Source organism: Anaerococcus tetradius (assembly GCF_947087635.1).
Taxonomy (GTDB): Bacteria; Bacillota; Clostridia; order Tissierellales; family Peptoniphilaceae; genus Anaerococcus; species Anaerococcus tetradius.
The window spans coordinates 19,995-33,925 of the sequence record NZ_CAMUDP010000022.1 but is presented as its reverse complement, the minus strand read 5'-3'; the positions used below and the strand labels follow the sequence as shown (position 1 = coordinate 33,925).

Here is a 13,931-nt window from a genome sequence, read left to right as displayed (position 1 = left end):
AATTTCAAGATAAATTATTTTTTATTTTCTCTTGACATTTGATAGCTGGTCTAGTATTTTCTTACATTATACTTTTATTAAATCTTAGACAAGGATATGATAGATTATTAGTAATTGGGTAGAATAAAGATAGTGAGTTTAATTTTAAAAATTAAGGAGAAAAGATGAAAAAAAGAAGTGAAGTTGATATTAAAGAAACTTGGAAGCTTGAGGATATGTATGCTAATGATGAGGCCTTCTACAAAGAAATAGAAGGACTAAAGCAAAAAGCTTCTGATTTTTCTAATAATTTTAAAAATATAGAAAGTCTTGAAGACTTATACAAGTCCCTAAAGGCTTATTCAGAAATAGATGCTATAATAGATTGTCTAGGAACTTTTGCGGGAATTTCCATGGAAGTTGATACCAGCGACCAGGGACCTATCAAAAGATATGCTAATTTTACTAATGATTTATCAAAAATTTCGAGCAAACTATCTTTCTACGAGCCAAGCCTTGCCAAGCTAGATAAAAACATCTTGGAGGAAGCTATCAAGGCTTATCCAGAATTTGCTTATTTTTTGGAAAAAATTGAAAAGAAAAAAGCCCATATGCTAACAGATGAGGCTGAGGCCCTTCTTGCAAGTCTAGAGCCAAGCCTTGATGCTCCATACAAAAACTACAATGATATGCGTTATGGGGATATGGCCTTTGAGAATTTCCAATATCAAGGTGAAGAAATAATCCTAGACCACAATACTTTTGAAGAATACTTAGAAGCTGACCCAAGAACAGATTTAAGGCGTGAAGCCTTTAAAAGATACCATGATGTATTAAGAAAATATGAAAATGCCGATGCCTCTGTCTATAACAACCAAGTTACTACAGAAAAAAGATTGGCAGACATTCGTGGCTACGAATCAGTTTTTCATTATTTACTAGCAAGGCAAGATGTGGATTTCGAAATCTATGAAAAGCAACTAGATACAATAATGGAAAAACTTGCTCCTCATATGAGAAAGTATGCACAAATCATCAAAAGACACTATGGTCTTGAAGAGATGACCTATGCAGACCTAAAACTTGGAATCGACCCTTCCTATGAGCTTGAAGTTGATATAGATAAGGCTCGTGAATATATCCTAGATGGACTTTCTCCCCTAGGAGATGAGTATGTATCTTATCTTGATAAGGCCTTTGCCGATAGATGGATAGACTATGCTCAAAACACAGGCAAGAGGACAGGAGCTTTTTGTGCTAGTCCTTACAAGTCCCATCCTTATATAATGACCTGCTACAACAATGCTATGAGCCAAGTAATGACCCTTGCTCATGAATTGGGCCACGCTTGCCAGGGAATATATTCAAACTCTAATCAAGAAGCCTTAGTTTCAAATATGAGCATGTATTTTGTAGAAGCTCCATCAACAGCAAACGAGATAACTATGGAAAGATATCTCCTAAAGAAGGCCAAGGATAAGAGGGAAAAATTATGGGTTCTATCAACTATGATTGGTAAGACCTACTATCACAATTTTGTAACTCATTTCCTAGAAGCAAGCTTCCAAAGAGATGTCTATAGGGCAGTAGAAAGAGGAGAAAGCCTAGGAGCAGCTGATTTTAATAGGATTTTTAAAGAAAACTTGGAAAAATTCTGGAAGGACTCTGTGAAACTTGATGAGGGAAGTGAGCTTACTTGGATGAGACAACCTCACTATTATATGGGTCTTTACCCATACACCTATTCTGCAGGTCTTACTATAGGAACTATAATTTCTGATAAAATTGTTAATGGAGATGACGAAGATAGGAAAAGATGGATAGAAGTCCTAAAACTCGGTGGATCAAAAGGGCCAATAGAATTAGCTAAGGAGGCTGGTGTTGATATGACAAACACCCACGCCCTAGAAGAAGCTATAGCCTTTATAGGCTCTATTATAGATCAAATTGATGAGCTTTTAGAAGAACTCGATATGTATAAATAGGAAAGTGTAAGTTCTTTTATATATTCAACTAAAAAGATATAAGGTTAATAAGATATTTGATTGGAAGTCCTTGGAGGCTTCCTTTTACTTTATTATAGGCAAGAATTTCCAAAAAAGTCCTTGACAATCTTGCTTTTTGTAGTACATCTTGATATAATAAGGTGAGTTAAGCCAGAGGAGGGGCAGTTGCAGAATGAATAAATCGTCCCAATATCATTAGAAGAACCTCCACGGAAATTTTGCCTCCATCAGCCGGCAGGCACCACTAAAAATTTCCTAAGAGAACCTTCTAATGATGGGACGATGATTATTCATAATTTTGCAACAGCCCCTTTGTTTATCTAATTTATATTTCGCTTAAAAAAATTATCGATTTATTATATAATAGTATAAGAATATATATAATTTGTTGTAATAAATTAAGAAGGAGAAGAAAATGGGAAATGTTAGAGTAAGATTTGCACCATCACCAACAGGTTACCTTCACATAGGTGGTCTAAGAACAGCCTTGTTCAACTACCTATATGCAAGACACACTGGTGGAGATATGCTTTTAAGGATTGAAGATACAGATAGAACTAGATTTGTTGAAGGAGCCTTGGAAAATCTCCTAAAGGCCTTAAAATGGGCAGGCATCGAAATAGATGAAGGTGTTATGCTTGATGAGAATGGAGAAGTTACCGAAAGGGGAGACTGTGGTCCATACATCCAATCAGAAAGAGTAGAGAAAGGCATCTATAACAAGTATATAGACCAACTTATAGAAGAGGGTAAGGCTTATTATTGCTTCTGCTCTCAAGAAAGAATAGACAAGGTTCGTGATCAACAAAGGGCTGATGGTCTTACACCAAAATACGACGGACTTTGTAGATCTCTTCCTCTAGAAGAAGCTAAAAAAAGAGTGGCAGCAGGAGAGCCTCACACAGTAAGACTAAAACTTCCAGTAAATCGTGATATCACTTTTAACGATAGGATTAAGGGAAAAATAACCTTTAACACAGACGACCAAGACGATCAAGTTCTTATAAAAAGAGATGGCTTCCCAACCTACCATTTTGCAGTAGTTGTAGATGATCACTTGATGGGTATAACCCATGTAGTTCGTGGTGATGAGTGGGTTTCATCAACACCAAAACACGTTTATCTCTACGAAGCTTTTGGCTGGCAAGCTCCAGAATATATCCACCTACCAACCGTTCTTAACAAAGACCACAAGAAATACTCAAAAAGAAACGGAGATGGCATGGTAGAAGACTTCATAGAAGAAGGCTATATGCCAGAAGGCCTAATAAACTTCCTAGCCCTCCTAGGTTGGTCACCAGATAGCGAAGAAGAAATCTTTACTATGAAACAATTAGCTGAGCAATTTGACTTTGATAGAGTTAACAAGACTGGAGCAGTTTTCGATAAGAGAAAACTTGATTGGGTAAACGGCCACTATGTAAGAGACTTATCCGTTGATGAACTTGCCGAAAAAATCAAACCATTTATGGTTAAAGCAGGTCTTATTGACGAATCTTACCCAGAAGATAAATTAAAACTTCTAGCAGCTACCTGGCAATCAGCCATAGACAAATTCTCTGATGCCCCAGAGCTATCAAAGAATTACTTCATAGATGATAGGCAAATGTCTTGGGATGATGAAGCAGTTGAAGCTATAAGCACAGAAGATGCTAAAAAACTAATAGATTCTTTCCTAAATCATCTTGACCAAGTAGACGAGATAGATGAAGAATTTGCAACAAGTGTAATGAAAAAAATCCAAAAAGAAACTGGCATAAAGGGCAAAAACCTATGGTTCCCAGTAAGGGCAGCTATTACAGGCTCTGTTCATGGACCAGAACTTTCTAATGCTTTCATAATAATGGGCAAGGAAAAAATCAAAAATAGACTAAATTTCGTAAAGGAAAACTTTTAATGAAAATTCATAACACGCTTACTAGACAAAAAGAAGAATTCATTCCTATAAATGAAAATAAAATAAAAATGTATGTCTGTGGGCCTACTGTTTATGATTATATGCACATTGGCAATGCTAGACCCCTAGTAGTTTTCGATACCCTTAGGCGTTATATGAACTTTAGGGGTTACGATGTAAAATATGTGGTAAACTTTACAGATGTAGATGATAAGATAATTAATAAGTCCATAGCAGAAGGCATTAGCACCAAGGAAGTTACCGATAAATATATAGCTGCCTACATGGAAGATGCCAAGGACTTAAATATTGACGAAGAAAATACCATCCATCCTAGGGCGACAGAGGTAATGGATGATATAATAGCCTTCGTAAAGGGGCTAATTGATAAGGGCATGGCCTACGAATCCGAAGGCGATGTCTACTTCGACGTGTCTAAGGCAGACGATTATGGCAAGCTTTCAGGTAAAAACATAGAGGACTTGATTCATGGAGCAAGCAATAGGCTGGATAGGGCTGATGGCTCCAAGAAAAAATCTCCAGTAGACTTCGCCCTATGGAAGAAAACCAAGAAGGAAGGCGAAATAAGCTGGAAATCACCATGGGGAGATGGTCGACCTGGTTGGCATATTGAATGTTCGACTATGAGTAAGAAAATCTTAGGAGATACTATAGACATCCATGCTGGAGGAGAAGATCTTGAATTTCCTCATCACGAAAATGAAATCGCCCAATCAGAAGGACTAAATGGTAAGAAATTTGCCAATTACTGGATGCATAACGGAATGATTCAAGTAGATGGCAGCAAGATGAGTAAATCCTTGGGAAATTTTTTCACCCTTCATGATATAAAGAAGGAATATGACCTTTCAGTTATCAGATTTTGGCTTCTTACAACAAATTATAGGCAACCTATTAACTTCACCAAGGAAATAATTAATCAAGCAAACTCTTCCTTGCAAAGACTAACTAACGCTTATTTTAGGCTAGAAGACTTAAAAAAAAGCCAAGCTGAAAAATCCCAAACAATCAACCAAGATCTTATAAGAGAGCTAGACTCCTTCAAGAATAAATTTATTGAAGTTATGGACGATGACCTAAATACTGCTGATGCCATAACAGTATTATTTGATATAGCTAAGTTCATCAATACAAAAATAGATGAAAATTCAGACAAAGACCTTGTAAATAAGACCTTTGACTTATACAAGAGCTTGTTTGATACCCTAGGACTTCTTGCTAAGAAAAAAGAAGCTAATGTAGATGTAGCAAAAATCGAAGAGCTTATAGCAAAAAGAAGTGAAGCAAAAAAAGCTAAAGACTTTGCCACAGCAGATGCCATAAGAGACGAGCTTTCTCATATGGGCATTACTATCAAAGATACCAGAGAAGGTGTCAAGTGGGAGATTAGCTAATGGATAAGATATATGGAAGAAAACCTGTTCTAGACAGCCTAGATACAGATATTAAAATCTATAAGGCCTATATACAAAAGCAAAATTCTAAATTGGTCGATACTATTATCAAAAAGTTAGAAGAAAAAAATATAGAAATTTCCTTTGTAGATAAGAGATTTTTTGATAAGATAGATATGAACCACCAAGGGGTAATGCTAGAGGTCGAATCTTTTAAGTATGCAACAATGGATGATGTAAAGGATGCTAATAGGCTAATTATCTTAGATAAGATAGAAGACCCCCACAATCTTGGAGCTATCATAAGAAGTGCAGAAAGTTTTGGCTTTGATGGGGTAATCATTCCAGAAAGAAGATCAGCATCTGTAACATCTACTGTCTACAAAACCAGCGCAGGGGCCATAAACAACATTAAGGTAATCAGAGTTACAAATCTTACCAGGACTATCAAAGACCTAAAGGATATGGGATTTTGGATATATGGTCTAGCAGGAGAAGCGGATAGCGACATTTCTAAGGCGGACCTTAAAGGCAAGGTGACTCTTGTGATTGGTAACGAAGGTGAAGGTATCTCTAGACTTGTAAGAGAGAATTGTGATATGCTTATTAATATACCGATGTTAGGTAAGGTTAATAGCCTAAATGCCTCTGTAGCAGCCGGCATATCCATGTATGAGTTATTAAGGCAAAATGGCTTTAACTAAGAGAAATATTAGCTTTATAGATGGCTATAATGTTATAAATAAGTGGGGCGAGCTAAAAGAACTATCTAAAGTTAATCTAGCAGATGCTAGAGATAAGTTGATAGAAGAGCTTGCTGAATACAAATCTCTATCTGGAGAAGAAATAGTCATAGTCTTCGATGCTTATAATCTAGATAGGATAAAGGAAACTGTCATAGAAAAATATGCTATGAAGATAGTTTTCACTAAGAGATTTCAAACAGCCGACAGCTTCATAGAAAGGCAACTTGCAAAAATCGACACTTACAACAATATTAAGGTTGTAACAGATGATGGAGCTGTTCAAACACAGGCTACAAGCAAGGGAGCAATTAGAGTTACAGCTCTTGAGCTTAGGGCAGAGCTTAATACTTTAAGAAATAAGATTAAGAGAAAAAGGAAAGAAAACTTCAACCAAAACTTCAAAACTTTCCCAATATCTGACAAAGTTTCAGATATGCTCGATAAAATAAGAGAAGACTTGGATGATAACAATTAGGTAAATAAATTCAAATGGGTGATAAGATGGATAAAATAAATTTAAAAGATGAAAAAACCCTAGAGAGATTAAAAGAGTATCTAAACTCGGAGGACTTGACCGAAGAAGAAATTTGCTCAGTTCTTGAAGGTTTATCAGAAGAAGAAAAAGAAGAGATAATTGATATAATAACTGATGATGTTGACGATGAAGACGAAGACGACGACGAATTCATCGCAAGAGCAAATAAATCAGCTGGCAGTGCAATTACTCCTATAAGTCGTCGTGATATGATGAAATTATCAGACCTTACAAATGAGCAGATTGTAGAGCAATTTCAAATAGGCAATCAAAACGCCCTAGCAGCCCTTGTTGAAAAAAACCAGGGTCTAGTTAGAAGTAGGGCATCATATTTCTTTAGATCTCATGGCAATGACCTAGACCTCGAAGACTTGGTCCAATCAGGTATGCTTGGGATGATTCGTGCTGCAGAAAAGTTTGACCTCTCCCTTGGTTATAAATTCACAACCTATGCCTACAAGTGGATTGATAAGGCCATAAGAAAGGCTATCAACAAGGAAGGCCATACTATAAGGATACCTGCTGGCAAATATCTTAAATTAAATAAATTAAAGCAAATCTTAAAGGCAAATCCAGAAGCAAGTGATGAAGAGTTGTATAGGATTTTGGAAAATGAAGGGATAGATAAGAAACAAGCAGACGATCTCTTCCTCATAAATAGAAATCAAGTAAACTCTACTTCTCTAAATATCAATTTGGATAGTGAAGATTCGACAGGCGATGAGCTTATGGATATGGTTGGAGATGAATCAACTCCAGTCGATATGCTAATACTTGAAAAGGATATGGAAAACTTCCTCTTAAAGGCCCTAGACCAACTTACAGATAGGGAAAAACAAATAATCATCTACAGGTATGGTCTTGATAACGAAAAACCAAAGACCCTAGAGGAAATAGGAAAAATCTATGACCTATCAAGAGAGAGAATTAGACAAATAGAAAATCAAGCTTTAGGAAAATTGAAAGAATTTTCCGAAAGAGAAGAATAATGTCAAGTGGCGGGGATAGCTCTAGCCACTTTTTCTAAGCAAATTTTACGTTACATGCTAATTGATTCAAGATTTAATTAATAAAAATAAAAATTTAAAAAAAATTATTAATAAAGAGACAAAAAAACGTTTGCACTTTCAGAGAAAACAGAGTACCATATAGGTAGATTATAGAAAAGGAGGTACCTATGTACGAACAAAAAGTAACACTTTCTAATGAAATAGGTTTACATGCAAGACCAGCATCTATTTTTATCAGACAAGCCGTTAAGTTCCCATGTGATATCACAGTAGAAAAAACTGGTAGGAGTTATAATGCAAAATCTATCATGTCAGTTCTTAGCATGAGTGCTTCTAAAGGCGATGAGATAATTATAAGGGCTGACGGCCAAGCTGAAGATGAAGCTGTAAATACTCTCGTCGACTTAGTTGAGAATAGACTTAGCGATTATTGATGATTATATATTTTGCTCATAAAACGAACTATTTACTTAGCTCGTTTTTTTATTCTGATTCTATATGAAATTTTAGCTGTTTATGTTTATTTTTAGCTTGTTTTAGGGTAAATTGTTTAAAGGAGTTAATTGATAATTCCTAGTAAAAGAGTATACTTTAAATAGATTTTTTAAAATATTATAAGAAGAGGTAGCGATGACTAATTTATTAAAGATAGAAAATCTTCATGTTTCAGTTGGAGATAAGAAGATTTTGGATGGTATAGATCTAGAGATTAATAAGGGTGAAGTTCACGTTGTCATGGGATCAAACGGCTCAGGCAAGTCAACCCTTATGAATTCTATTATGGCAAATCCGGTTTATCAAGTTACAGAAGGAAAGATTTTCTTTGAAGGCGAAGATATTACAGATGAATCAGTAGATAAGAGAGCAAGACGTGGTATTTTTATGTCTTTCCAATATCCTAACGAAATTCCAGGCGTTAAGCTTAACGATTTTCTAAGGATTTCTAAGGAGCAAAAAGAAGGAAAGAAGCCATCAGTTCTTGCCTTTAATAAAGAACTAGCCAAAGAGATGAAGGAGCTAAAGCTTTCTGAAGATTATGCTTCAAGATATGTTAATGTTGGTTTTTCTGGTGGTGAAAGAAAGAAATCAGAAATCCTACAAATGAAAATGCTCAATCCTAAGCTTGCCCTACTTGACGAAACAGACTCAGGTCTTGACGTTGACGCTGTAAGAATTGTTAGTGAAGGTATCAAAGACTTCCTAAATAAGGATAATGCTGTAATTATTATAACCCACCATAGGGAGCTTCTTGCTAATATCAAGGCTGATTATGTTCATATTCTTAAAGATGGTAAGATCCAAGAAACAGGCGATGATAAGCTAATGGATAAGATTGAACAAGAAGGATACGAGTGGGTGTAAGATGAAAGAAATTAATATCGAAGATCAACTAAAGGAGCTAGATCGAGGATACTATGACTTCTTTAATGAATTTGAATATGCAGATATAACTGAAAAGGGGATTAATGCCGATATAGTTAATGAGATTTCGACAAAGAAGAATGAGCCTGATTGGATGAGAAGAAGAAGGCTTAAATCTCTAGAACTTTTTGAAAAAATCGACAATCCTTCCTGGGGCCCAGACCTATCAGAGCTTAATATGGCTGATATTACAACTTATGTTAAGCCAAAGTCTGATAAAAAGTCTAACTGGGAGGCCCTTCCAGATGATATAAGAGATACCTTTGATAGACTTGGTATTCCACAAGCAGAACAAGAATCCTTGGCTGGAGTTGGTGCCCAATACGATAGTGAGGAAGTTTATCACTCTATCCAAAAACACCTATCAGATCAAGGGGTTATCTTTATGGATTTCTCCTCTGCTGTAAGAGAACATGAGGATATAGTAAAAGCCTACTTCCAAAAGGCAATTCCACCAACCCTCCACAAGTACGCAGCCCTTCATGGTGCTGTATGGAGCGGTGGATCTTTGATTTATGTTCCAGAAGGTGTTGAAGTTGATATTCCTCTTCAATCCTACTACAGGCTCAATGCGCCAGGAGCTGGTCAATTTGAGCACACCATGATTATAGCAGAAGATAATGCCAAGGTTCACTTTATAGAAGGTTGTTCTGCCCCAAGATACAATGTGGTTAACCTCCACGCAGGTTCTGTAGAAATCTTTGTCGGAAAAAATGCTGAAGTAAGATTTTCAACTATAGAAAACTGGTCAAGAAATATGTATAACTTAAACACCAAAAGGGCTATAGTTCAAGAAGGTGGCAAGGTTATTTGGGTATCAGGTTCCTTCGGTTCTAAGGTTTCCATGCTTTATCCAACAAGTGTCCTTGTAGGAGAAGGAGCTAGTGCGGAATATACAGGAATTACCTTTGCATCCAATGGTCAATATATAGATAATGGTTGCTCAATGATTCACCTTGCACCAAATACCTACTCAACAGCCCTAACTAAGTCAATCACAGCAGGTAATGGCAAGTCTATGACCAGATCTCTTGTTCAAATTAAGAAAAAAGCTAAGGGAGCAAGATCGACAGTAGATTGTGAAAACCTAATGATTTCAGAAGAATCTCAGTCAGATACAATTCCAGTTCTAGATATTAGAAATGACGATGTAGACTGTGGTCACGAAGCTAAAATAGGTTCAATCGACCAAAGCCAAATCTTCTATCTAATGACTAGGGGAATACCAGAAGAAGAAGCTAAATCAATGATCGTTAGGGGTTTTGCTGAGCCAATTTCTAGAGAGCTTCCACTAGAATATGCTGTAGAGATGAACCATCTTATAGATATGGAATTGGAAGGAGCAAACGGCTGATGGCAAGAATAAACGAAATGAGAATGCCTACTTGGGCAAGTCTCGGATTAAATTATTTAAGAGAATCAAAAGTTAAGATAGAAAAAATAGAAGATGAACTTAACCCTAGTGAAAAAGAAGCTGGCCTTTGTGAAGTAGAAAAAGCCTTTGAGGGCCATAAGCTAGGTATTTCAGAGAAAATAGAAAAAGAAAATAAAGACTTTAGAAATTCTTCCCTAGATTTTGATGTGATAGGAAAAAGAGAAACAGAATTTATAAATCTTGAATTAAATAAGGATAAAAATATTCTAGTTTCAAATATCGACATTAATGCTCAAGAAGAAAGTCAATCATCTTTCCTCGTAAGTATTTTTGATGATAGGTCAGATCATATTTTTCTAAATTCTAGGATAAGGGCAAAGCTTCACGCTAATTCTTATGTGAAACTAGTAGTAGTTACCAATATGTCTGAAAAGGCAACTAATCTAAACTCCATAGGAACTTACTTGGAAGAAGGAGCAGTTCTTGATATAACTTATATAGAAGTTGGAGCTGGCAAGTCCCTAGTAAATATAGACAATATCCTAAAGGGAGCCAAGTCAAAGGTCATCCAGAAGGGAATTTACTTCAAGCAAGGAAAAGACTTCCTAGACCTATTAGCTACAAATGAACATTTTGGTAATGAAACTGATTCAGAATGTATGTTTAATGGAGCCTTGAAGGATAAGGCAGAGAAAAACTTCAAGGGTATAGTCGACCTAAGAAGGGGTTGTACTAAGGCAGATGGAAAAATCGGTGATTATTCAATGATGCTATCTGATGAAGTTATCAACAAATCTGCGCCAATCCTTCTAAACGAAGAAAGGGAAGTTGCTGGAAAGCATGCAGCAAGTGTTGGTAGACTTAACAAAGGTATGCTATTTTACATCATGAGTCGTGGCTTTAGCAAAAAACAAGCAGAAGCTATGATGCTTGAAGCCAATTTCGCACCTGCTATTGATGAAATAGAAGACGAAACTTTGAGAAATAGGATTAGAGAAAAAGTTCACCAAATGAATACAAGGCGTAAACTATGATAGATGTAGAAAAAATTAGAGCCGACTTTCCCTACCTTGATAGCGAAAAGGTGGGAAAGAAGGTTATTTATCTGGATACAGGAGCTACAAGCCAAAAGCCTACTTGCGTAATTGATGCAGTAGATCAGTATTATAGATACTCAAATGCAAATCCTCATAGGGGAGCACATTATCTTAGCTGGAAGGCTACAGAAGCCTACGAAGAGACTAGGGAAGTGGTAAAAAACTTTATTGGAGCAAAAAGCGCAAGAGAGATTGTTTTTACAAGATCTACAACAGAATCTCTTAACCTTTTAGCCTACTCTTATGGCTTAAATAAGCTAAAGAAAGATGACGAAATCCTAATAACCATCCTAGACCACCATGCTAACCTAGTTCCTTGGCAAATGGTAGCCAAAAAAACTGGGGCAAGGCTAGTCTATGCTTATCTAAAAGACGATTATAGCTTAGACTATGATGACTTAAAAAGTAAAATCACTGACAAAACAAAGATAGTTTCTGTAACTGGAGCAAGCAATGTTACAGGAGAGTTGATCGACTCAAAACTAATCACAAAATGGGCCCATGAAGTGGGAGCCATATCAATAGTAGACGGTGCCCAGCTAATCCCTCATGTAAAAACAAATGTTAGGGATATTGACTGCGACTTTCTCGCTTTTTCAGGCCATAAGATGTTTTCACCTATGGGAATAGGAGTTTTGTATGGAAAATACGAACTTCTAGAAGATCTCGAGCCTTTTAACTACGGTGGAGATATGATAGAATATGTTTATGAACAAGAATCAAGCTTCGAAGAAGCACCCCTAAAATTTGAGGCAGGAACTCCAAATGTTGGAGGGGTCCTTGGTCTTAGGGCTGCCATAGACTATGTAGAAAAAATAGGGATGGATGAGATACTTGCCTACGAGCATGAATTAACTTCTTATGCCTACGATTTGATAAAGGATATTCCTAATATCAAAATATTTTATCCGAAAAATGGAAGGGCAGGTTCAGTAATTTCTTTTGCCTTTACAGATATACATCCTCATGATATAGCAACAATCCTCGATAGTAAGGGAATTGCTGTCAGAAGCGGACATCACTGTGCTATGCCCCTTCATGGATACTTGGGAATATCTGCAACTGCAAGGGCGTCATTTTCTATCTATAATACCAAAGAAGAGGCAGAGATTTTTGCGAAAGAACTTAAAAATGTCAGAAAGGTGATGGGCTTATAATGAACATGGAAGAAATTTACAGTCAAATAATACTAGATCATTCAAGAAATCAAGCTAACAAACATGATTTGCCTGACGCAGATATCAAAGAGCCAGGCCACAATCCTTCATGTGGAGATGAAATTGTCCTTCAACTAAAGATGGATGGAGATGTGATAAAAGATGCAGCTTTCACTGGCGATGGTTGTGCCATCAGCCAGGCTGCAACAAGTGTAATGTGTGATATAATTGTTGGCAAAACCAAAGAAGAGGCAAAAAGGCTCGCTGATATCTACATAAGGATGATAAAAAGAGAAGAAGTGAGCGATGAAGAATTAGAACTTCTAGAGGATGCTGTGGCCTTCAAGAACATCCAAAATATGCCACAAAGAGTAAAATGTGCCCTTCTTTCTTGGAAGACACTTGATCAAACTATCTAAGATATTTATGAAAAATTTTCAAAGATTAGAATTTATAACAAGCCTAGCTTCAGCTAGCCTCTTATATATTCTAACCATCTACCAATATATAAAAGATAAGCCTTACTATTTGCTAGTCCTAATAGCAGCCCTCCTAATGAGTGCAAATGCTTATCTAAAATACAAGATATATAAAAAATCTTAGCAAAAGCTGGCTTAATAAATAGGCCAGCTTTTTAAGAAACGTAATTATTAATAGCTGCTGTAAGGGAGCTTGTGATGGTGATTTGAATAAAATAATTGATTCTGTCCTTGGAGACGGGATTTTTTTTTGTGATGATTTCTGTGAGTATTCCTGTTATAGCCTCAGTTGTGTAATCTGTTAGGAAACTTCTGTAGGAATCATCAATTATCTTTCCGAGTCTTTCTTCTCCTAAAACTATAAAATTTTTGACGATTTCTTTAAAATCTTTTGCCAAAAATCTCTTTAGGTCCCTTTCTCCGACTGAAAATAAAACATTCCTTAGAAAGGCTTGGTTGTCTTTGATGTAGTCTAGGGTGAAGTCAATGGCCTTGTCTATATCATCTATGGAATCGTAGTTTCTAACCTTCTCGATTGCCTCTTGTTCCAAGGTCCACCTTAATAAGTCGTAGATATCTTCAAAATGATAGTAGAAGGTATTTCTATTTACCTCGCTTTTTTTAATAATTTCTGTGACTGTAAGCTTGGCGAAGGACTTGGTTTTAAGTAGATCCTTTAGACTTTTAGCTAGACTTAGTTTAGTGTTATAAGAGTTTATTTCCTTTCTCATAATTTCTCCTTAGATAAATTTTACCATCAAATACATACATTTGTCTAATAACTAGACACTAGCCTTAAATTAATGATTGTAA

14 protein-coding genes are annotated in these 13,931 nt (G+C 36.2%); 13 read left to right on the top strand and 1 reads right to left on the bottom strand.

Annotated features, from left to right (window positions below):
- Positions 1–164 precede the first annotated feature (164 nt).
- The 13 genes from pepF to P6936_RS07570 all read left to right on the top strand — a co-directional run bounded on the left by pepF (position 165) and on the right by P6936_RS07570 (position 13,242).
- Positions 165–1,964: an oligoendopeptidase F gene (gene pepF / locus P6936_RS07630; protein ID WP_004836645.1), complete on the top strand. Its 1,800-nt coding sequence runs from the start codon at positions 165–167 to the stop codon at positions 1,962–1,964.
- A 436-nt stretch (positions 1,965–2,400) separates the two neighbouring features.
- On the top strand, positions 2,401–3,882 hold the full coding sequence (gltX, locus tag P6936_RS07625) for a glutamate--tRNA ligase (protein WP_276862649.1): 1,482 nt from the start codon (positions 2,401–2,403) through the stop codon (positions 3,880–3,882).
- Positions 3,882–5,297, top strand: coding sequence for a cysteine--tRNA ligase (gene cysS / locus P6936_RS07620; RefSeq protein ID WP_276881280.1), 1,416 nt, complete (start codon positions 3,882–3,884; stop codon positions 5,295–5,297). Before gltX ends, cysS begins: the two co-directional genes overlap by 1 nt.
- Positions 5,297–6,001, top strand: a complete 705-nt coding sequence (gene rlmB, locus P6936_RS07615; RefSeq protein WP_004836648.1) for a 23S rRNA (guanosine(2251)-2'-O)-methyltransferase RlmB — start codon at positions 5,297–5,299, stop codon at positions 5,999–6,001. The genes cysS and rlmB overlap by 1 nt, the downstream gene beginning before the upstream one ends.
- Positions 5,988–6,518 (top strand): NYN domain-containing protein, encoded by a 531-nt coding sequence (locus tag P6936_RS07610; RefSeq protein ID WP_004836649.1) that lies wholly within the window; start codon positions 5,988–5,990, stop codon positions 6,516–6,518. Before rlmB ends, P6936_RS07610 begins: the two co-directional genes overlap by 14 nt.
- A gap of 14 nt (positions 6,519–6,532) precedes the next feature.
- Positions 6,533–7,567, top strand: coding sequence for a sigma-70 family RNA polymerase sigma factor (locus P6936_RS07605; protein ID WP_004836650.1), 1,035 nt, complete (start codon positions 6,533–6,535; stop codon positions 7,565–7,567).
- 188 nt (positions 7,568–7,755) lie between these two features.
- Complete coding sequence (locus P6936_RS07600) at positions 7,756–8,022, top strand: HPr family phosphocarrier protein (RefSeq protein WP_004836651.1); 267 nt, start codon at positions 7,756–7,758, stop codon at positions 8,020–8,022.
- Between the two features lie 196 nt (positions 8,023–8,218).
- A complete protein-coding gene (gene sufC, locus P6936_RS07595; RefSeq protein WP_004836652.1) occupies positions 8,219–8,950 on the top strand; it encodes a Fe-S cluster assembly ATPase SufC in 732 nt (243 codons plus the stop codon).
- Between the two features lies 1 nt (position 8,951).
- Positions 8,952–10,364, top strand: a complete 1,413-nt coding sequence (sufB, locus tag P6936_RS07590) for a Fe-S cluster assembly protein SufB (RefSeq protein ID WP_004836653.1) — start codon at positions 8,952–8,954, stop codon at positions 10,362–10,364.
- Positions 10,364–11,419, top strand: a complete 1,056-nt coding sequence (locus P6936_RS07585) for a SufD family Fe-S cluster assembly protein (RefSeq protein WP_004836654.1) — start codon at positions 10,364–10,366, stop codon at positions 11,417–11,419. The genes sufB and P6936_RS07585 overlap by 1 nt, the downstream gene beginning before the upstream one ends.
- Positions 11,416–12,639: a cysteine desulfurase gene (locus P6936_RS07580; protein WP_269447859.1), complete on the top strand. Its 1,224-nt coding sequence runs from the start codon at positions 11,416–11,418 to the stop codon at positions 12,637–12,639. The genes P6936_RS07585 and P6936_RS07580 overlap by 4 nt, the downstream gene beginning before the upstream one ends.
- Positions 12,639–13,058 (top strand): Fe-S cluster assembly sulfur transfer protein SufU, encoded by a 420-nt coding sequence (gene sufU, locus P6936_RS07575; protein ID WP_004836656.1) that lies wholly within the window; start codon positions 12,639–12,641, stop codon positions 13,056–13,058. The genes P6936_RS07580 and sufU overlap by 1 nt, the downstream gene beginning before the upstream one ends.
- Before the next feature lie 7 nt (positions 13,059–13,065).
- Positions 13,066–13,242 carry a hypothetical protein gene (locus P6936_RS07570; protein ID WP_197416317.1) on the top strand — a complete coding sequence of 59 codons (177 nt, stop codon included), beginning with the start codon at positions 13,066–13,068 and terminating at the stop codon, positions 13,240–13,242.
- A gap of 31 nt (positions 13,243–13,273) precedes the next feature.
- Here the strand turns inward: P6936_RS07570 and P6936_RS07565 are convergent, their stop codons facing one another.
- Positions 13,274–13,849, bottom strand: coding sequence for a TetR/AcrR family transcriptional regulator C-terminal domain-containing protein (locus P6936_RS07565; protein ID WP_060929308.1), 576 nt, complete (start codon positions 13,847–13,849; stop codon positions 13,274–13,276).
- Between the last annotated feature and the right edge of the window lie 82 nt (positions 13,850–13,931).